Origin of the sequence: Leifsonia sp. AG29 (genome assembly GCF_009765225.1) — a bacterium.
Taxonomy (GTDB): domain Bacteria; phylum Actinomycetota; class Actinomycetes; order Actinomycetales; family Microbacteriaceae; genus Leifsonia.
Map to the genome: position 1 here is coordinate 261,604 of NZ_VMSF01000001.1, position 18,438 is coordinate 280,041.

At 68.7% G+C, this 18,438-nt stretch carries 19 protein-coding genes and 1 tRNA gene; 14 read left to right on the plus strand and 6 right to left on the minus strand.

All coding sequences use genetic code 11. From position 1 onward, the window contains the following. Positions 1-108 precede the first annotated feature (108 nt). Both treZ and treY read right to left on the minus strand, forming a co-directional pair. Complete coding sequence (gene treZ, locus FPT20_RS01265; RefSeq protein ID WP_158861868.1) at positions 109-1,818, minus strand: malto-oligosyltrehalose trehalohydrolase; 1,710 nt, start codon at positions 1,816-1,818, stop codon at positions 109-111. Next, entirely contained in the window at positions 1,815-4,067 is a 2,253-nt protein-coding gene (gene treY / locus FPT20_RS01270) for a malto-oligosyltrehalose synthase (RefSeq protein WP_158861869.1), read from the minus strand. The genes treZ and treY overlap by 4 nt, the downstream gene beginning before the upstream one ends. Positions 4,068-4,257: 190 nt before the next feature. On the opposite strand from treY, the gene FPT20_RS01275 reads away from it, so the two are divergent. After that, positions 4,258-4,431, plus strand: a complete 174-nt coding sequence (locus FPT20_RS01275) for a CsbD family protein (protein WP_158861870.1) — start codon at positions 4,258-4,260, stop codon at positions 4,429-4,431. Positions 4,432-4,571: 140 nt separating this feature from the next. Next, positions 4,572-4,844, plus strand: coding sequence for a hypothetical protein (locus FPT20_RS01280; protein WP_158861871.1), 273 nt, complete (start codon positions 4,572-4,574; stop codon positions 4,842-4,844). Between the two features lie 7 nt (positions 4,845-4,851). On the opposite strand, the gene FPT20_RS01285 is transcribed toward FPT20_RS01280, so the two are convergent. Continuing rightward, positions 4,852-5,805: a helix-turn-helix domain-containing protein gene (locus FPT20_RS01285; RefSeq protein WP_158861872.1), complete on the minus strand. Its 954-nt coding sequence runs from the start codon at positions 5,803-5,805 to the stop codon at positions 4,852-4,854. An 85-nt stretch (positions 5,806-5,890) separates the two neighbouring features. Here FPT20_RS01285 and FPT20_RS01290 point away from each other — a divergent pair, with 85 nt between their 5' ends. Then, positions 5,891-6,109, plus strand: coding sequence for a hypothetical protein (locus FPT20_RS01290; protein ID WP_233265342.1), 219 nt, complete (start codon positions 5,891-5,893; stop codon positions 6,107-6,109). Between the two features lie 169 nt (positions 6,110-6,278). On the opposite strand, the gene FPT20_RS01295 is transcribed toward FPT20_RS01290, so the two are convergent. The 3 genes from FPT20_RS01295 to FPT20_RS01305 all read right to left on the minus strand — a co-directional run bounded on the left by FPT20_RS01295 (position 6,279) and on the right by FPT20_RS01305 (position 8,025). Beyond that, on the minus strand, positions 6,279-6,644 hold the full coding sequence (locus FPT20_RS01295) for a hypothetical protein (protein ID WP_158861873.1): 366 nt from the start codon (positions 6,642-6,644) through the stop codon (positions 6,279-6,281). 77 nt (positions 6,645-6,721) lie between these two features. Then, entirely contained in the window at positions 6,722-7,714 is a 993-nt protein-coding gene (locus FPT20_RS01300) for a quinone oxidoreductase family protein (RefSeq protein WP_233265343.1), read from the minus strand. A gap of 17 nt (positions 7,715-7,731) precedes the next feature. Beyond that, complete coding sequence (locus tag FPT20_RS01305) at positions 7,732-8,025, minus strand: GNAT family N-acetyltransferase (protein ID WP_158861874.1); 294 nt, start codon at positions 8,023-8,025, stop codon at positions 7,732-7,734. Positions 8,026-8,254: 229 nt separating this feature from the next. Here FPT20_RS01305 and FPT20_RS01310 point away from each other — a divergent pair, with 229 nt between their 5' ends. The 11 genes from FPT20_RS01310 (at position 8,255) to FPT20_RS01360 (ending at position 18,436) form a co-directional block, all read left to right on the plus strand. Beyond that, complete coding sequence (locus FPT20_RS01310) at positions 8,255-9,034, plus strand: dienelactone hydrolase family protein (RefSeq protein WP_158861875.1); 780 nt, start codon at positions 8,255-8,257, stop codon at positions 9,032-9,034. Positions 9,035-9,125: 91 nt separating this feature from the next. After that, positions 9,126-9,198: transfer RNA gene (locus FPT20_RS01315), tRNA-Arg, on the plus strand. Between the two features lie 291 nt (positions 9,199-9,489). Then, positions 9,490-9,780 (plus strand): WXG100 family type VII secretion target, encoded by a 291-nt coding sequence (locus FPT20_RS01320; protein WP_158861876.1) that lies wholly within the window; start codon positions 9,490-9,492, stop codon positions 9,778-9,780. 24 nt (positions 9,781-9,804) lie between these two features. Beyond that, the gene (locus tag FPT20_RS01325; RefSeq protein ID WP_158861877.1) at positions 9,805-10,308 is read left to right on the plus strand and encodes a hypothetical protein; all 504 of its coding nucleotides are present in this window, start codon (positions 9,805-9,807) and stop codon (positions 10,306-10,308) included. Then, a complete protein-coding gene (locus FPT20_RS01330) occupies positions 10,305-10,544 on the plus strand; it encodes an EsaB/YukD family protein (protein WP_158861878.1) in 240 nt (79 codons plus the stop codon). Before FPT20_RS01325 ends, FPT20_RS01330 begins: the two co-directional genes overlap by 4 nt. Before the next feature lie 3 nt (positions 10,545-10,547). Then, entirely contained in the window at positions 10,548-11,687 is a 1,140-nt protein-coding gene (gene essB, locus FPT20_RS01335) for a type VII secretion protein EssB (protein WP_158861879.1), read from the plus strand. A gap of 35 nt (positions 11,688-11,722) precedes the next feature. Then, positions 11,723-16,132: a type VII secretion protein EssC gene (gene essC, locus FPT20_RS01340; protein WP_158861880.1), complete on the plus strand. Its 4,410-nt coding sequence runs from the start codon at positions 11,723-11,725 to the stop codon at positions 16,130-16,132. A gap of 3 nt (positions 16,133-16,135) precedes the next feature. Then, complete coding sequence (locus FPT20_RS01345; protein WP_233265344.1) at positions 16,136-16,591, plus strand: DUF4176 domain-containing protein; 456 nt, start codon at positions 16,136-16,138, stop codon at positions 16,589-16,591. A gap of 110 nt (positions 16,592-16,701) precedes the next feature. Next, complete coding sequence (locus tag FPT20_RS17915; protein WP_233265345.1) at positions 16,702-16,857, plus strand: hypothetical protein; 156 nt, start codon at positions 16,702-16,704, stop codon at positions 16,855-16,857. Beyond that, complete coding sequence (locus FPT20_RS01355; RefSeq protein WP_158861882.1) at positions 16,854-17,210, plus strand: hypothetical protein; 357 nt, start codon at positions 16,854-16,856, stop codon at positions 17,208-17,210. The genes FPT20_RS17915 and FPT20_RS01355 overlap by 4 nt, the downstream gene beginning before the upstream one ends. Then, complete coding sequence (locus FPT20_RS01360) at positions 17,201-18,436, plus strand: hypothetical protein (RefSeq protein WP_158861883.1); 1,236 nt, start codon at positions 17,201-17,203, stop codon at positions 18,434-18,436. Before FPT20_RS01355 ends, FPT20_RS01360 begins: the two co-directional genes overlap by 10 nt. Positions 18,437-18,438 lie beyond the last annotated feature (2 nt).

The following is an 18,438-nucleotide window of genomic DNA, read 5'->3' on the forward strand; positions in this document are numbered from 1 at the left end:
CATTGACAAGCCGCCCCCGCGCACGCTACCCGCCCACTATCGAGTCCCCTATGAATGCACGTTCTGGACCGAAAGCGACGCACTCTTGGGGGACTCGATGGTGGGTGGTCAGGTGCGGGAGGTGCGGGAGGCGCGGACGGCGTCGTCGAAGGCGGCGAGGGTGCGGGAGGCGTCGGCCGGCTCGCCGAGGCCCCGTCCGCTGAGCGACGCCTCCACGAGCACGCCGCCGCGCACGAACCGCAGCACCCCGTCGGCCAGCTCGACCTGCTCCGCGCGCGCGTCGGCCGGGATGCCGCGACGGAGGCCGGTCAGCGTCCGGTACCACTCCAGCATCCGGGCATTCTCCGGCCGGTCGGGCTCCGACCAGTCGAGCTTCGAGCGGAGGAACGTCTCCGGGTCCTGCGGGTCGGGCACGATCGACCGGTCCCAGCCCATGCGCGCGAACTCCTCGATCCGTCCCTCCGCGGTCGCCTTGCCGAGCTCCGGCTCCGGATGCGACGTGAAGAACTGCCACGGGGTCGTCGCCGCCCACTCCTCGCCCATGAAGAGCATCGGGGTGAACGGCCCGAGCAGCGTGAGCGCCGCCGCGACCGCGAGCCGTCCGGGGTCCAGGGTCGCGGTGAGCCGGTCGCCGGCCGCCCGGTTGCCGATCTGATCGTGGTCCTGGCTGAAGGCGACCAGGCGGGTGAACGGGATGTCGGGGTCGAGCGGTCGCCCGTGACTTCGCTCCCGGAAGCTCGACCAGGTGCCGTCGTGGAAGAAGCCGCGCTCGAGCACCCGGATGAGCGCCTCCGGCTCGGCGAAGTCGCCGTAGTACCCGGTCGCCTCCCCGGTGAGGTTGGCGTGGATGGCGTGATGCACGTCGTCGTCCCACTGGGCGTGCAGGCCGTAGCCGTGGTGCGCGCGGGCGCGGATCAGCTTCGGGTCGTTGAGGTCGCTCTCGGCGATGAGCGTGCGGGGCCGTCCGGTCTCGCCGGCGAGCTCGTCGGCGAGAATGGCCAGCTCCTCCAGGATGTGCGTCGCCCGCGCGTCGGGCAGCGCATGGACCGCGTCGAGCCGGAGCCCGTCGACGTGCATGTCCCTCAGCCAGTAGGCGGCGTTGTCGAGGATGTAGCGGCGGACCTCGTCGGACAGCGGCCCGTCGAGGTTCAGCGAGACGCCCCACGTGCTCCGCCCGTGGCCGAAGTAAGGCCCGAACTTCGGGAGGTAGTTTCCGCTCGGCCCGAGGTGGTTGTAGACGACGTCCTGGATGACGGCGATCCCTCGGGCGTGGCACGCGTCGACGAACCGCTGGTACGCCTCCGGGCCGCCGTACTGCTCGTGAACCGCGTACCAGAGCACGCCGTCGTAGCCCCAGTTGTGCGTGCCGTTGAAGGCGTTCACGGGGAGCAGCTCCACGGCGTCGACCCCGAGCTCGACGAGGTGGTCGAGGCGTCCGGCGGCGGCGTCGAGCGTCCCTTCTGGGGTGAAGGTGCCGAGGTGCAGCTCGTAGATGACGGTCCCGGTGAGGTCGCGTCCCTCCCAGGCGCCGTCGGACCAGTGGTGCCGCCGGGGGTCGAACTCGCGGCTGAGCCCGTGCACGCCGTCCGGCTGCCTGCGCGAGCGCGGGTCGGGGAAGGGGCCCTCACCGTCGACGAGGTACCCGTAGTCGATGGGTTCTTCGCCGAGATCGAGCGGCTCGGCGAGGCGCCACCAGCCGTAACCGGGCCGGTCTTCCTCGACCGGGGCCGGCGTCAACGGGTGTGTGCCGCCGCCGGCGACGAACAGATCGACCGAGGAGGCGACCGGCGCCCACACCGCGAAGTCGCGCGCGCTCATCGGCGCACCAGCAGGGCGACGGGGTAGCGGTCGAGGACGTCGGCGACGGGCGTGCGCCCGCGATGCTCGCGTCCGGTGAGTTCGTCGCGCACGGTGTCGTCTCCCAGGTCGATCACGGTCGGTCCCCAGCCGCCCGCCTCCGCGAGTCCGACGGGGAGGCGCGTGGCCAGCGCGATCGCGCCGCCGCGGTCGAAGCCGATCAGGTGGCCGCCCCGCGGGCCGTCGGCGTAGACGGGACGGTAGGTCGTGAACAGTTCCGGACGGTCCCGCCGCAACCGCAGCGCCCGGGAGGTGACGAGCACCTTGGCCGCGCCGGACGAGTCCACGTCGGGCTGCCAGCCCTCGTCGATGTGCGCGAGCAGCCCGGCCGCGGCGTCGAACTCGACCGGCCGCCGGTTGTCCGGGTCGACGAGCGACCGCTCCCACCGCTCGGAGCCCTGGTAGACGTCCGGCACACCCGGAGCCAGGAGCTGCAGGAGTTTGACGCCGAGCCCGTTGGAGGCGCCCGGCTCGTCGATCAGCGCGGAGAGCGCCTCCACCTCGGCCCGCACCCGCTCGTCGTCGAACGCGGCGTCGATCGCCGCTGCCATCGCCGCTTCGAAGCTCTCGTCGGGGTCGGTCCAGCCGGTGGAGGCGCCGGCCTCACGGGCCGCCTTGAGCGCGTACGCCTGCAGGCGCTCCCGCGAGGCCGGCCACGCCCCGACAACCGACTGCCAGAGGAGGCTCTCGAGCGACCCGTCGCCGAAGCCCACCCGCTCGCGGACAGTTCGGAGGAAGCGCTCCCAGCGGTCCGGCACCTCGGCGAGGACGTTGATCCTGGCGCGCGTGTCCTCGCTCCGCTTCGTGTCGTGCGTGCTCAGCGTCGTGAGCGACTCGGGGAGGCGGCGGGCGCGGTCGGCCTGGCGCCGGTGGAACTCCTCGGGCGACAGGGCGAACTCGCTGGGGTCGCCTCCCACCTCGGTCAGCGAGACGAGCCGGGTGTAGCGGTAGAAGGCGTTGTCCTCGACACCCTTCGCCATGATGGCGCCCGTGGTCTGCTCGAAGCGGTGGCCGAGGCGTCCCTCCAGGGCGTCGAAGGCCTCCGCCAGGTCGGGGCGCGAGTCGCGTGCCGCGGCGACCGCCTCCTCGAGGTGCTCGCGCCCGAAGGGCAGGTAGGTCCGGTAGACCGGCAGCCAGGCAGCGAGCTCGGCCACGGCATCGGCGAGCTCGGCGTCCGTCCCCTCGCCGAGCTCTCGTACCACGCGCAGGACCTCAGACCGGAGGATCCCGTCGGCGACCGCTCGCTTGCGGCGGTGCACGAGCGCTTGCCAGTCCTGCGTCTCATCCCGCTCGTCCAGCTCGACGGCGAGAGCGGTCAGCGGCTCCTCCCCGGTCGGATCGACGAAGACGCGGTCGAAGATGCCCAGCGCGTCGTAGCCGGTCGTGCCCTGCGTCGGCCAGTCGGGCATGACCTCGTCGCCCTCGAGGATCTTCTCGACCCAGACCGGCCTGCCCTGCGCGAGTTCTGCGAGGCGCTCGAGGTAGCCGCCCGGCTCGCGGAGGCCGTCGGGGTGGTCCACCCGGAGGCCGTCGACCAGCCCCTCGTCCACCCAGCGGCGGATCTCGCGGTGCGTGTCCTCGAAGACCCGCGCGTCCTCGACGCGGAGGCCGGCGAGCGTGTTGACCGCGAAGAACCGGCGGTAGTTGAGCTCGGCATCGGCGCGGCGCCAGGAGACCAGCTCGTAGTGCTGCCGGTCGTGCACGTCGCGCGGCGAGCCTCCCTCGGTGCCGGGCGCGATCGGGAACCGGTGGTCGTAGTACCGCAGCTCGCCGCCCTCCACGGTCAGGGCATCGAGCTCGTCGGGTGAGTCGCCGAGAACGGGGAGGCGCAGCCTCCCGTCGCCGAACGGCCAGTCGATGTCGAAGTAGGAGGCGTAGCGCGACTCCTGGCCATGGGCCAGCACGTCCCACCACCAGGCGTTCAGGGCGGGCGTCGCGACCCCCATGTGATTCGGAACGATGTCGACCAGCACCTTGAGCCCGCGCGAGTGGGCGGCGTCGCAGAACTCGTGCAGCGCCGCGGCCCCTCCGCGCCCCTCGTCGACGCGGTGGGGGTCGACGACGTCGTAGCCGTGCATCGATCCGGGCTCGGCCTGCAGCAGCGGCGACAGGTAGACCCACTCGGCGCCGAGGCGCTGGACGTGGTCGAGCACCTGAGCGGCGTCGCGAAGGGTGAAGGCGGGAGAGATCTGCAGGCGGTAGGTGCTCACACCGCCTCATTGTGGCCGGTGCGCCGCGGACGGAGAAGGGGCTTGAAAAGCGGCGTGCCCCTCCGGAGTGATACCGCGGCCCCGCGGGGAGGGCTTGACGATCCCACCCGGTCGTGCACCGTTTACGCCGGCCCGTCGAGGTGGGAGCGTCTCTTCGGTAAGACGAACTCGCCGACGAAAGGGGACGTCCATGGGACTCGACGACAAGATCGAGAACGCGACCGAGAAGGCCGGAGGCCAGGCCAAGGAGGCCGCGGGCAAGGCCACAGACAACGACCGCCTCGAGGCCGAAGGCAAGGGCGACCAGGCCAAGGCCGACATCAAGCAGGCCGGCGAGAAGGTGAAGGACGCCTTCAAGCACTGAGCCGATGTCGTCGAAGGCCCCGATGCGATCCGTCGCGCCGGGGCCTTTCGTCGTGTCCGGCCCGCCGCGGAGCGCCACCGCCCGGCACCGCGCGCGAATTCATCTGGTGTTTACCCGCGCGCCGGAGTAGTTTCCGGTGCATGGGCGATCGGACCGATCGCGCACGGGCGGTGCGCGGCCTGAGCGCGGGGGTCCTCCTCGGGCTCCTCAGCGCAGCGGCCACCGTCGCGCTCGCGATCGCCATCCCGACCCAGGGTGAGAACCCGAGCGCGTGGGGCGTGATCGGCTGCGGCGCGGTCACCGTCGTGCTGTGCGGGCAACTCGCGCTGCGCAACTGGAGGCGGCTGCGGCACTTCCGCGGCGCGGACCTCCCGCCTCCGCACGCCCACCCGCGGCGCACGCTGTTCCACTGAGCGCGCCTCAGACGCGCGCGAACGCCGATCGGTAGCGCGTCGGCGGCACCCCGACCTCGGCGTCGAAGTGGTGCCGCAGGAGGGTCGCGCTCGCGAAGCCGCAGCGGCGGGCGATCTCGTCGACGGGCAGCTCGGTCGTCTCGAGCAGGAGCCGCGCGTGGAGGATCCGCTGCGTCGTCAGCCACTGCATCGGCGAGACTCCGGTCTCGGCGACGAAGCGCCGCGAGAAGCTGCGCGTCGACATGTGCACGCGCTGCGCCAGGGCGGGGACGCTGTGCGACTCGTCGAGGCGCTCCGTCAGGTACTCGAGCAGCTCGCTGAAGGTGTCGTCGTCGCAGTCGGAGACCGGCTTCTCGATGTACTGCCGCTGACCTCCGTCGCGCTGCGGAGGCACCACCATGTTGCGGGCGATCGTGTTCGCGACCGCGCTGCCGAGCTCCCTCCGAACCAGGTGGAGGCACGCATCGATCCCCGCGGAGGTCCCGGCGCTCGTGATGATCTGGCCGTCGTCGACGAACAGGACGTCGGGGTCGACCCGTGCGGAGGGGAAGCGGCGCTGCAGCTCTTCCGCGTATCGCCAGTGCGTGGTGCATTCCCGGCCGTCGAGAAGGCCCGCGGCGCCGAGTGCGAAGGCGCCGGAGCACACGCTGAGGAGGATGGCTCCGCGCGCGTGGGCGCGGCGGAGCGCCTCCAGGAGCTCTTCGGGGTACTCGTCGCGCACCTGCAAAGCAGCGATGGCGATCAGATCGGCATCCTCCATCGCCTCGAGGCCGTAGGGCGCGGTGACCGTCACCCCGCCGACGGTGCTCGGCACCGCCGCGCCGGGCGAGCTCGAGCAGACGCGGAAGTCGAACGGCTCTAGTCCGGCGTAGCTCCGGTCGAGGCCGAACACCTCGCAGATGACGCCGAACTCGAACATCGCGAAATCGTCCACGAGCGGGACGGCGACGGAACGGATCATTCCGCCAGTGTACTGGCCGGATCTTTACGAAGATAGACCTGAAGCCACCTCGTGTCCGGATATTTACGTTCGTAACGTTGATGTCATGGCGAATACGACATGGGTACCAGGGATGGAGCACGGGTGGGTGGCCCGCCCGGCTCGGACGAACGGCGGAGAGCTTCCGCCCCGACGGCGCCGCTTCGTGCTGAGCGACTGGCTGCCGGCCGCGGTCCTCGCGCGAGGCGGAACCGTGACGCGGGAGACCGAGCGGGCGCTCGCCGACCTGCGGGCGGCGCAGGATGCGCGGGGGAGCGGGCGGTGAGGGGAGGCGCGCGGCGCGCCGGCCCCCGGTCCCTGGCGGCCGGTTATCCACAGCCCTTCAGGCGTCCGCCAGCTGAGCCGTCACCGAGTGCCCTCATCAGGCCGCGACACGCCGTGCCGAGGGGCCACGAGTGACCGTTCAATCGTTCAACGGATGCGAGGAGGGGCGCTCAGAATACGAACAGCTGGCCCAGGACGAGGACCAGGATGAGGAAGACCGCGACGATGCCGCCCACCACGACGAGCGTCCGCGCCGACATCCGGGCGATGCCGAACCCGACGAGGAACGGGAGGGCGATGCAGGCGAGCGCGACGATCCACCAGAAGGCTGCGAAGCCTCCCTGCGAGGCCGACTCGAGCCTCCCGGTGAAGAGCCGCTGCGTGGCCGGGTGCGTCGCGAAGGCGATGCTGGCCGACAGCGGGTACGCGATCAGGACCGCGGTGATGATGCCCGCGAACGCCCCCCACATCCCGCGATGAGCGCCGAGGCGGAGGGTCTCCTCGGACTGCGGAACCTGCCTGCTCTTGGTGCTCATGGCGCACAGCATAATGAGCGCCCGCGATGACGGGAGGGGGTGATCCGGGGCGGGGGATCCCGATCGCGCCCCGACGCTCACCCGACCGCGAGCACGACCTTCCGCCCTGGCCGGGCCTCATCGGCCGCTCGGTGCGCCTCCCAGATCTGACCCAGCTGGAAGACGTCCGGCGTCTGCGTGCTCAGTTCACCTGAGGCCGCTGCGCCGAGCAGTCGCGCCAGCGCCCGCCGGTAAGCCGCGCGCTGCGTGACCAGATAGAGCGGAACGCTGCACACGCGCTCGCGGGGGTGCCGCCGCCGGAGTGCATCGGCCGTTCCCCGCAGAGAGTCGGCTCGTTCGTGCCCCGGCCGCCCGACGAAGGCGGTCCGTACCACCACGCCATCGCGACCCACCGCCTCCCGGACGGCCGCCGACCCGGTGTGGTCGATCGCCGCACCGACCGGGCCGAGCGCAACGCGACGGACCGCGGCCGCCCAATCGGCCTGTGTGTAGTCGACGATCTCGACACCGAGTCGTTCCGCGGCGGACCGGCTGCGCGCGGAGGCCGTGCCGATCACTGAGCGGCCCTCCTGCAGGGCCAGCTGGGCTGCCAGCAGACCGACGGCCCCCGAAACCCCTTGCACGAGGAGGTGCGGCGCCGGGCCGCAGAGCTCCAGTGCGTGGAAGGCGGTCACGCCGTCGAGAGGCAGCACGGCCGCGTCGGGCGACGAAAGGCTCTCAGGCACGGCGACCAGCAAGGTGGGCGCGACGACGATCCGCGTGCTGTGGGAGCCCATCCGTGGGAGGACCCCGGCCACCCGGGCGCCGCGCCGCAGCCCGAGTGCGACCGATACGGCCGACTCGCTCTCGAGCTCGCCCACGAAGTCGTAGCCGCCGACGAACCCGGGCGCAGGCTGGAGAACGTAGCGCCCGCGTCGCGCGAGAACGTCGGTAGCCCCCAGGGAGGCGTGGGTCACCCGGACCAGGACGTCGTTGCCGGAGGGAGGCGCGACCTCCTGCGCGGCGAGCACCACCGCGGAGGGGTCGCCGAAACGCGAGACGAGCGCGGACGTGCGGGCGATGCCTCCCATGCTGCGCTGCGCCGGTCTCAGCCCGCGCGGCGCTGGAGGAGGCCCGCGCGCTCGGGGTGCGCGTCGAACCACTCGGCGACGTACCAGCACATGGGCACGACGCTCAGGTCGCCGCGGCGCTCGATCTCGTCGACTGCGTACTGAGTCAGGTCGGCGGCGTAGCGCTTGCCGCGGTGCGCCGGCACCGTGAAGGCGCGGGTCAGCGAGATCGCCGAGCCCAGGATGCTGTAGTCGAGCACAGCGACGAGCTCCCCGTCGACGTGCATGGCGAAGCGCTTCTCCGCGGTCTGATCGCTGAACTCGGTGGCCATGCGCCCATGGTACGTCGGCTCGGGGCGATCCGTCGCGGGCGCGGGGCGATCCGTCGCCGGGTCGTGGCGATCCGTCGCCGGGTCGTGCGGACGCGCGGTATCGTGGCGGAAGCGGTAACCCGACCCGCACCCGAGGGCTCCCGCGCGCAGACCGCGACCCGTCACAGCAGACCCAGGCCGCCGGCGGCGCCCGCCGCCGAGCGACGCTCGAACCCGGGAGCTCCCTCCAGTGACGATCGACACCCCGCAGCCCGCCCTCTCCGCCGCCCACGAGGCACTCCTCGCCCAGGTCCCGGTCGGCGAGCACTCCGTCATCGAGGCCGAGACGGTCGCCTACGAGCACGAGGGCGCACCGCTCGAGGGGTACCTTGCCCGCGACGTGCAGGCGGACGAGCGCCGGCCCGGCATCCTCGTGCTCCACGACTGGTACGGAGTCGCCGACAACGTCCGGATGCGCGCGCAGATGCTGGCCCGCCGCGGATACGTCGCGTTCGCCGCCGACCTCTACGGCGCCGGCGTGCGGCCCCGGGGCGACGAGGCGCCCGCCGAGGCGGGCAAGTACTACCGCGATCTGTCCCTCCTGCGCGCCCGCGTCGCCGCAGGATTCAGCTGGCTGCAACAGCACCCGGCCGTCGATCCGGCACGCTTGGCCGTCATCGGCTACTGTTTCGGCGGGACCGCCGCCCTCGAGTTCGCCCGGACCGGGGCGCCGCTGCGTGGGGTCGTGTCGTTCCACGGCGGCCTCATCGCGCACGACCCGTCCGACGCGGCGGCGATCACCGCCTCCCTCCTGGTGTTGACCGGCGGATCCGACCCCGTGGTTCCCGACGAGGCGGTCGTCGCCTTCGAGAACGAGCTGCGCAGCGCGCCGCACGTCGACTGGCAGATCACCACCTACTCGGGCGCGCCGCACGCCTTCACCATTCCGGGCGGCGACAGCTACCGGCCGGTCGCTGACGCGCGCAGCTGGCGGGCGATGGCCTGCTTCCTCGACGAGGTGTTCGGCTGAACTGACGGTGTTCGGCCGAGTCGGGCCGATTGGCGGTCCCGCAGGCCGTCATGTAAGCTCTAATGCGGCCCTGCGGAGAACGCGGGGCCATGCGCCACTAGCTCAACGGATAGAGCATCTGACTACGGATCAGAAGGTTGGGGGTTCGAATCCCTCGTGGCGCACACTGGTTGAGACAGTGACAAACCCCCGGTCATCCGGGGGTTTCGTCGTTTAACCGCTTGGGCGCGCGCCGGGGAGGGGGCCCGGTTCCGTCGCGTCTGCTGACGGTGGGGGACCGTGGAGGGTCGACTCGGATCTGTCGGGACCTCCTCCGCTGCAGGCCGCAGACCTGCCCGTTCGACAGCGCCGCGCGCTTCGTTGTCATCCGTGCTCGAACGCCGTGGTGGCGCCGATTCCTCATCTGATATGTTGCATGAAAGACTCCACACCAAGCACCACCAGGAGGTTCCGCCATGGGTCAGATCAGTGTCACGCCGGAAGAGTTGAAGCAGCAGGCTCAGGTCTATACGCGCTCGAAGGACGAGATCGAGCAGGCGATCCAGAAGGTCGACCGGATGAACTCGACCATCGCCGAGCAATGGAAGGGCCAGGCCTTCCAGGCCTACCTCGAGCAGTACGGCCAGCTGCAGGAGAGCGTTCGCAAGTTCGAAGACCTGCTGGTGAACATCAACCAGCAGCTGAACAAGTACGCCGACACCATCGCCGAGCGCGATGCGCAGGATGCGCAGAGCTTCGGCTTCTAGCCCGGTCTCGACTCCTCCGATCAGATGCGACCGCGGTCCCGTCTCCGTCTGCACGGCCTCCTCGCCGGGGCGCTCGCCGTCGGTCTGACGGCCGGCGCCCCTGGCACCTCGTGGGCCGTCGGCGATCCCGACCGAGACGGCGACGGGCGTCTGGTGCTCACTCCGAACGTGCTGGTCAACGAGTCGGCCGGCATCGGAGGCGCAGGCGACTTCCCGGTCCGAAGCCGACTCTTCATCGATGACGTCGCCGAGCGTGCCGACGCGCGCCGGCAGGCGGCGGCTGCGCGCTTGGACGTCGTCAGCACCTTGACGTTCTCGCGGCCCCCAACAAGCGGCGGCGAATATCGGGCGCTCAAGGCGCGCCTGTTCGACGGCTACGCCGCCCGATCGCTCTCGGTGCAGCCGGAAGACAGGCGCGACGGTCCGATTTCCTCCCTCGCGGTGCTCGCGATCTGCGCCCCTCTCGTGGCGCTGACCGGGGCTGCGGCCGGGAGGCTCTGGGCGCGGAGGAGGCGGGCATCCCCATGATCGAGGTGACCCTGGTGCTCGACGGGAAAGAGCTCGATCTGCTGGTGCCCGGCCGGACTACCTTCGACCGGCTCCAGCGGTTGATCCGCGAGGGCTTTGCATCGCGAGACGTGGCTCTGCCCGCCGATTACTCGCTCGCGCTCGCCGACAAAGCTCTCGTCATCAGCGGCGGCGACATCATCGAGTCGTTCGGTGTGGGGAACGGCGATCGCCTGTACGTCCGAAGGAAGAACTGAGCAATGCGTACCGAGATGAACGACACCCGGCTCGAGTTCCACGCCGACAAGGGAGTTCTCCGCGTCGCCATCCCGAAAGGCGGCTATGACGCGGAGTGCCTCGACGTCATCGCTCGCTATGCTGACGCGACCGAGACCGACACGGGCCTGGTGCTCGCCTACCCGATCCGCGACGAAGAGCTGAGTTTTCGGGAGGCGGTGAGACGCACGACCTCGCGGCTCGATCGTCTGACGCTGGCCCAGAGGCTCGCGGCGTGCGTCCCGAGCCAGGGCGGGTTCCGTGTGCCGGCGATCCATCCCGACAACATCTACGTCCACGGCGACACCCCGCGGGTGGTGCACTGGGGGCTCGAGCGCATCCTCGCCCCCGACGCGTTCGACGCCGACCTCGTCCTCCGGTCGCTCAAGGCGATGGTCCTCCAGATCTTCCGTCCCAACCTCGCCTTCGAGCATCTTCTCGACGGCGGGAGGGCGCTCAGGGATCCGTTCTCCGCGTCGATCTGGGAGGCCGCCGGTCCCGGAGCGCTCTTGACCTTCCTCGATGAGCAGCTGAGGGCCGAGCGAGCCGGTGCCGCCGCGACGCGGGTCAGTGTCCCCAAGCGGCGCTACTCCTGGTATCGCGGGCTCGGAGTCACCGGCGTCGCGCTCGGCCTCGCTGCCGGGGTGTTCGCCTGGCAGGCCGAAAGCCGCAATCGTCTGAGTTCCTCCGTGATCGCGGCCCAGGCGCACTTCGTCGCGAACGACTTCGCGGGCGCGCTGACAGCGTTGGAGGGATACCAGGCGGGTTCGTTGCCGGCGTCCGCGAAGTACGTGCTTGCGGTGTCGAGCATCCAGCTGGATGACCTCACCACGACGCAGAAGCAGGCGATCCTCAACACCATCTCCGCCAAATCAGACGACGTGACGCTGAGCTACTGGATCGCCGTCGGCCGCGGCGAGTTCGAGCAAGCGCTCGACTTCGCGCAGAACCTCGGCGACGACCAGCTCACCCTGCTGGCCTACACGGATCTGTATCACGCCACCGAGCTCGACACCCGGATGGCCGGAGAGAAGAAGCAGCAACGCCTCGAGGAGTATGCCAAGGCGATCGACGACCTCACGGCAAAGCTCGCGGGAGCTGGCGGAGGCGAGGCCCCGCGATGAGCGTCTTCGGTGCAGAGCGGGCAGAGGCGGCCCGGATGGTCGCACTCGACTCCCGACTGGATTCGAGTGAACTCCAGTACCTCGTATACCTGCTGGATGGTGCCCGCGCGACCCGGCTCGCGCTCACCCACGAGCGGCCGTTCCTCGAACACGACGGTCACAAGCTCAGCGTGATCAACGGTGAACTGTATGTCGACGGCGACCAGTTCGTCGATGGTACGAACAGCCGGCGCGGCCTCACCTGGGTGGTGCTCTCCGCGTCCCGCTCCCGCACAGAGTTCTTCACCATCGACCGGGGCGCGGAGTTCGCGATCGGAGACGTGCCCTTCGCCGACATCAGGACGGCCGACTCCCCGCTCCTCATCCTGAGCGACGGGTCGCTGATCGTCGACGCGCGGGACCAGCGCGTGTACGTCGACGACCAGGCGGTCATCGGTCGCCAGGTGTTCGCCTTCGCACCGGGGATGGTGGTGCTGACCGAAGGGTTCCTGCTCGAGAGGCGACCCACCCAGTTCAAGATCACGGAGTTCGGTTCACCGCTCGAGTTCGGCCACGCGAGACTGCTGACCCAGCCTCCGGTGATCGAGTTCCCGCCCGATTTCCCCGACTACCGGCGCTCGCCGCGGATGAATCTCGAGGTCGAACCGGACGAGTTCACGTTGCGTGGGCCCGGCGATCCCGCCGCCAAGCCGAAGAACCGAGTCATGCGGATGGTGGCGCCACCGCTCGCGATGATCGCGGCGACGGGTGCGACCACGATGATCATGGGGACCAATCCCGTGATGCTGATCGGGATGGGCCTCGCCAGCGTCCTGACGGCGTCCTTCACAGTGGCGCAGTACCTCACGGATGCGAGAGAGCACCGGGCACGCGCTGCTCGCGCCGATGACGCCTACGTCCAGTACCTGGTGCAAACCGTCGCTGCCGCCTCCCGGGCGGCGGACTCGGAACGACGGGTCCTGCAGTATCAGCAGCCGAGCCCGCAGCAGCTGGCGGCGCTTGTCGAGAGGTATGACCGGAGGATCTACGAGCGTCAGCGCTACAACAAGGACTTCCTGACGGTCTCGCTCGGCCTCTCCGATCGGCCCTCGGCCGTGCACGTGTCGTCGGACGTAAACGAAATGGACGCCAGGACTCAGGCGCGTGACGTCGTCGAGGTCGCTGCCGCATTCCGTGAACAGCACGAGGTCCCGACACCGATCGGCCTCGCGGATCAGACCCTGGGCTTGGTGGGGCCACCAGATGCCGTTGCCGAGTGTGTGCAGTCCCTGCTGTTCCAGGCTGCGTTCTTCCACTCGTACCGCGATGTGAACTTCGTCTCGCTGCTCGCGCGCGGCTCCTACGCCACGACGTGGAACCGCTGGAGGCTGCTACCTCACTTCACCCTCCAAGAACTCAACCTGCGAGGTCTGATCCATACGGAGAGGCATCGCGACGTGGTCTTGAACAGCTTCTACCAGCTCCTCCAGAAGCGTCGGCATCAGTGGAGGGAAGCCGGAGCGCAGAAGCCGCAGTTCGCCCCCCACTACGTCTTCACGATCGCTGAGGACCGTCTCCTCGCCGGTCACGGGATCAATGAACTCCTCGCCGAAGACATGAGCCACCTCGGTGTCACGGTGATCTGGTGCAGCGAAGACGCGAAGCTTCTGCCGGAGACGGTGACCGCCCTCATCCAGGCGCCGAATCAGGTTCGAGGCGAACTCGTCACCGACGACGGCGTCTACGTCGCGACCCCGTTCACCCCCTACGTGCTGCCCACCGACCTTGAGCGTTCCCTTCGGAGGCTGTCGAACCTGAACCACGTCGAGGTCGAGAAGAACGCCGTGCCGGAGTCGCTCAGCCTCCTCGAGCAGTACGGAGTCAGAACCGTCGAAGAGCTCGCGATCGCCGACCGGTGGAGGCGTGCCGAGCCCAACAAGTCGATCGCGTCGTTGATCGGGTGGCGCGGCAAAGGCGATCGGGTGCATTGGGATCTGCACGAACGCGCGCACGGGCCGCACGCCCTTGTCGGAGGCACGACCGGGTCCGGCAAGTCGGAGTTCCTGACCACCTACCTCATCGGGCTCGCGATCGAGTTCTCACCCGAAGACATCGGGATGCTGATCATCGACTGGAAGGGCGGTGGCATCGCGAACACACTCGACCGGCTGCCGCACTTCATGGGCGCCATCACGAACCTCGACGGCGCCGGCACGGCGCGGGCGCTCGCGAGCATCAAGGCCGAGCTGAACAAGCGGCAGCGCGAGTTCGCCGTGTACGGCGTGAACAGCATCAACGCGTACATGACGTTGTACAAGCAGCGGCACGACCCCAAGCCGGGCGTCACGTACCCGACGAAACCGCTCCCGCACCTGATCCTCGTGTCCGACGAGTTCGCGGAACTGAAGGCGAACGTCCCCGAGTTCCTCGACGAGCTCACCTCGGTCGCGCGGATCGGCCGGAGCCTCGGTGTCCACCTCATCCTGGCCACCCAGAAACCCAGCGGTGTCGTCAACGACCAGATCGAAGCGAACTCCACGTCGAAGATCGCACTGAAGATGGCGAGCGAGCAGGACTCGAACGAGCTGCTGAAGACCACAGACGCCGCGCACATCACGAACCCGGGGCGCGGATACCTCAAGGTCGGCCACAACGCGGTGTACGAGCTCTTCCAGAGCGGTTATGCGGGAGTGCCCTACGACCCCGACGCGGTGGTGAACGAACGGGTCGACGAGCGCATCTACACGATCAACGAGGTAGGCCAGTACGAGCTGTTCCACGACCCCGACGAGGAGGTCGAGCAGGGGAGGGACACGAGCGACCTTCCCTCCCAGCTGGACGCGGTCATCGACGTCATCGTGCGCGCCTTCGCGGCCGACGGGACGCTCACGACACCGGACAAGCCGTGGCTTCCGAACCTCCCGGTGCGCATCCCCGTTCCCGAGTCGCGCCCGGGGAGCGGGGTGGCCGTGCCGCTGGGCATGCTCGACATCCCCTCGCGCCAAACGCAGGAGGAGCACAGATTCGACCTCTCCCGGCACGGGCACACCGCGGTGTTCGGCAGCCCCGGCTCCGGCAAGTCCACGGTGTTGCAGACGCTCGTCGTGAGCCTCGCGACGGTCTGCACGCCCGAACGCCTCCACATCAACCTCATCGATTTCGGCAACAACGGCCTCCTGCCCGTTAGGGAGCTTCCGCACGTCACGGACATCGTCACCCTGGAGGAGGCCGAGAAGCTCGGGAAGATGCTTGGCGTCATCGCCGACCTGATCGCCGCCCGGAAGCAGCTGTTCAGGGAGGCGGGCGTCACGAACCTCGAGCAGTACCGGGCGAAGACGGGCAGCGATCTGCCGATCGTGCTCACCGTTCTCGACGGCTACGACAACCTCACGGTGAACGACCGACGGAAGGATGCCATCGACTCGCTCCTGGTGCAGGTGCTCCGCGAGGGTGCGGCATCGGGCGTCTTCCTGGTCTTCAGCGCCAGTCGCGTCGGCGCGGTCCGCGCCACGATGCTGAGCAACATCTCGACGAAACTGTGTCTGTACCTCAACGACGAGAGCGACCTCTCGCAACTGATGGGGCGCGAGAGGCTGCTGCAGGCCGACATCCCGGGTCGGGGCCAGCTGCTCGCCGACGGGCCGACCGCGATCCAGTTCTACCTCCCCGCACCCGGAGAGGACGGCTCCGAGACCCTCGCGGCGCTCGAGCGCCAGGTCACCGCACTCAACACCGGCTGGACGGGCGCGCGTCCGAGCAGGATCCCGATGGTGCCTTCCGAGCTCTCCACGGATGCTCTCGAAGGTGCAGCGAGCTGGCCGAATGCCCTGTCTTTCGGCCTCAACAAATCGAGCGCGTCGCCCGAAGTCTTCGAACTGTTTCGCGGAGATACCCTGGCGATCTTCCCCGCAAACCCGAGGCAGGCGGCTCTCCTGCATCCATTCTTGGCCGGTCAGATCCCGGATGCGGTTGCCGGTACAGATCTCGTGGTCATCGACGCGAACGGTGCGGTGGAGTCGATTCTGGCGCCTGCAGCGTCGCTCTACATCGGAAAGTCGTTCCTTCGGAGCCATCCGAGCGAAGTGAAGGCGGCGCTGACCAGGCTCTCGGAGAGCGGGACGGAGACCCGTCGGTGTCTGGTGATCAACGGTATGGTCGACGCCTTTGACAAGGTGATGCTCCCGCCGGAGCAGATCGGGGAACTTCTCGGCGCGGGCAGTCCGGACCTCCAAGTGATCGTCCTGGATCACATGTCCAAGGTGGAGGGGGCCTTCGGGCTTCTTAGCGTGGTCAAGGAGAACGTCGCCCAGATCCTCTTCGGAGGCGACTTGAGCTCGCAACGCCTGCTCGGCGGCCTGCCGCTTTCCGTGAAGCAGGAGGCGCACGCCAAGAACGTCCTGCATTCGTGGAAGGACGAGGAGCTCAGCCACATCGTCGTACCGACCGCGAGCGAAAGCGAGGAATGACTGTTGGCGTTGAAGCTCCGAGGAGAACTTATGGGCTTGGGCTCGATCGTGCGGCTTGAGACGGCGGAGGTCTCCGGCCTGTTCGTCGTCGTCGCGCGCGGGGCGTTCCGGCCGGACACGGAACGTGACGATGTGGTGCCTCGCTATCTGGTGGCGCCGCATCCCTACGGCGAGGCGCCGGATCAGGAGACCTTCCCGATCCTCGCCGACGCAATCGAGGAGGTCGTCTTCGAGGGTTACACGAACGCCGCAGATGCTGCCTTCCTCGACGACCTTCTGGACCAGATGCAGAACGGCCGACGTGCGACGAAGCCCGCGCGACGTTTCGCCGGGGCGCTCACCGCCATCCCGGAGACGCCGGATGGCGTCAACAACGATGCCACTGCGGAGGTCGCGAGGGATCCCTTCATTGCGCTTCGACGACTGGCCGACCAGGAAGATCGGAGGAAGAGACCGTGAAGGTTTCGTCGAATCTCAGTGCTGCACAGGATGCTGTGGCGGGTTTCACGAAGGTCGAGGTAGCTCCAGAAGTCCAGCCGGCCACTCTCGGGTCGAGCAACGTCTCGAGCATGAAAGACGGGACTCTCGTTGCGAACTCGCTCATGGACTGCATCGCTGAGCTGGCGTCGGCGGTCAAGCGACAAGCCTCCAAGATCACCGCTCTCGCGACTGAGGTCGGGGCACGCGATGACCGGGACGCCTCGGCCTGGGGTGAAGCGCGATGAACGCTGGTCCGTCAACGCGCAATGACGACATCAAGCAAGAAATCCCGGCGTGCGAGAGCCGCACTGCAGACCAGATCGCAACGCTCCGTCTCCTAGAGCAAGAGTGGGAACGGTATCGGGAGGTCATGCGACTTGATGCTGCGCGCTATGAGGAGGCCGGACACGCGATCGGCGAGAAGGACTATGGCGTGGCCAGGGGGCTGGCGGCGCGAAGAGAAGTCGACGCGTACGTGAGGCAGCTTGCAAACGAACTGGAAGAGCTGGTGGACGAGGGGGCGCGCCAAATGCGCGCGGAGGCCGAGACGGAACGGGAACGGCTGCGTGGGGGGAGAGCGGGTGAATCGTGGGACTGATTTACGATCCCGGAGATTCGAGCAGCATTACGGCCGCTTTGTCAGCCAATCTCGCCGCCGCCGAGTCGGTGCTCGATGCGGTGCAGAGTGCGACGAGCCGCCTGAGAGCCGCGCTGGGCACGGGAGAGCTCTCAGGCAGGGGTTATGCCGCCGTCCAATCGCTGTTCGCGCAGGTCATTGCACCGTGTGTCGCAGATGCGAAGGCCGAACTCGGAGCCATCCGGGATGACCTGGAGAGGTACTCGTACCAAGACTCGAAGATTCGTGCTTTCGGAGTTCTGAAAGAGGACGAGCTCAAGAAGCAGCTCGAAGCAACCAGGCGCCAGCGGGACGCGACCGAGCACCTGATCGAGGTCAATACTGCTGCCTCGAATTCCTTGACAGCGGTACCGGCGCTGTCCGAAGCGCTGCGAGTAAAGAACACTCAGCTGGAAATGGTGCTGAACCAGCTGGAGAACGACATCCGCGATCTGGAAGGCAAGCTGACCGCGCTCCAACAGTTCGATTCGGCTTCGAAGGGTCTCTTCATGGACCGGCTGGACAACCTTGCCGCGGCGACCGGCGACACGGTCGCGCTGCTGAACCAGCTCGACGACACCAAGATCGGGCTCAGCGTCGTCGGCAGTCTCGGCACCGGAGCCGGGACGCTCGCTACCAGGCGGGACATTCTCAATTACCTGGGCGACAAGAAGATCACGAAGGATGCAACGGGTCGGCTCCGGTGGGGTGATCGATATCTCTACCGGCCGGAGGCCAGCGGGCAGAAAGCATTTCTCTATGCGCGCGGCAAGCAGTTCAACCAATCCACCGAGGTCCGGATCGACCACTATCGGCAGCCGATCAAGGCCGGCGTGCGCGGCCTCGCTGCGCCCCTCGATGACTTTCACGGCTGGTCGAGCGCCTCCGCTCTTGGCAAGCTCGGCAAAGGACTCGGCGCAGCCGGCGCCGTCCTCACCGTCGCCGGTAATGCCGACACCTACTTCCGAGACGGCGTTCAAGCCACAGACTGGCCAGACTTCGCAGTCGATACCGGTGTCGACCTCGCGCACGCAGCCGTGTCCGCCGGTATCGGAGCAGCAGCCGGCTCGTTCTTCTTGCCTCCGCTCGGCACCGTCGTTGGAGCCGCAGTCGGGTTGATCGCGGGCGCTGTGATTGATGCTCCGGCGTGGAACGGGATCTCGCCGACGGATGCCGCCAAAGAAACAATCAAGAAGATCTACAGGTAAAC

Bases quoted from the DNA above. Each gene is read 5' to 3' on its own strand.
- treZ (WP_158861868.1), bottom strand. From the start codon at position 1,818: ATGAGCGCGCGCGACTTCGCGGTGTGGGCGCCGGTCGCCTCCTCGGTC.
- FPT20_RS01275 (WP_158861870.1), top strand. From the start codon at position 4,258: ATGGGACTCGACGACAAGATCGAGAACGCGACCGAGAAGGCCGGAGGC.
- FPT20_RS01280 (WP_158861871.1), top strand. From the start codon at position 4,572: ATGGGCGATCGGACCGATCGCGCACGGGCGGTGCGCGGCCTGAGCGCG.
- FPT20_RS01285 (WP_158861872.1), bottom strand. From the start codon at position 5,805: ATGATCCGTTCCGTCGCCGTCCCGCTCGTGGACGATTTCGCGATGTTC.
- FPT20_RS01290 (WP_233265342.1), top strand. From the start codon at position 5,891: ATGGCGAATACGACATGGGTACCAGGGATGGAGCACGGGTGGGTGGCC.
- FPT20_RS01295 (WP_158861873.1), bottom strand. From the start codon at position 6,644: ATGAGCACCAAGAGCAGGCAGGTTCCGCAGTCCGAGGAGACCCTCCGC.
- FPT20_RS01300 (WP_233265343.1), bottom strand. From the start codon at position 7,714: ATGGGAGGCATCGCCCGCACGTCCGCGCTCGTCTCGCGTTTCGGCGAC.
- FPT20_RS01305 (WP_158861874.1), bottom strand. From the start codon at position 8,025: ATGGCCACCGAGTTCAGCGATCAGACCGCGGAGAAGCGCTTCGCCATG.
- FPT20_RS01320 (WP_158861876.1), top strand. From the start codon at position 9,490: ATGGGTCAGATCAGTGTCACGCCGGAAGAGTTGAAGCAGCAGGCTCAG.
- FPT20_RS01325 (WP_158861877.1), top strand. From the start codon at position 9,805: ATGCGACCGCGGTCCCGTCTCCGTCTGCACGGCCTCCTCGCCGGGGCG.
- FPT20_RS01330 (WP_158861878.1), top strand. From the start codon at position 10,305: ATGATCGAGGTGACCCTGGTGCTCGACGGGAAAGAGCTCGATCTGCTG.
- essB (WP_158861879.1), top strand. From the start codon at position 10,548: ATGCGTACCGAGATGAACGACACCCGGCTCGAGTTCCACGCCGACAAG.
- essC (WP_158861880.1), top strand. From the start codon at position 11,723: ATGGTCGCACTCGACTCCCGACTGGATTCGAGTGAACTCCAGTACCTC.
- FPT20_RS17915 (WP_233265345.1), top strand. From the start codon at position 16,702: ATGAAAGACGGGACTCTCGTTGCGAACTCGCTCATGGACTGCATCGCT.
- FPT20_RS01355 (WP_158861882.1), top strand. From the start codon at position 16,854: ATGAACGCTGGTCCGTCAACGCGCAATGACGACATCAAGCAAGAAATC.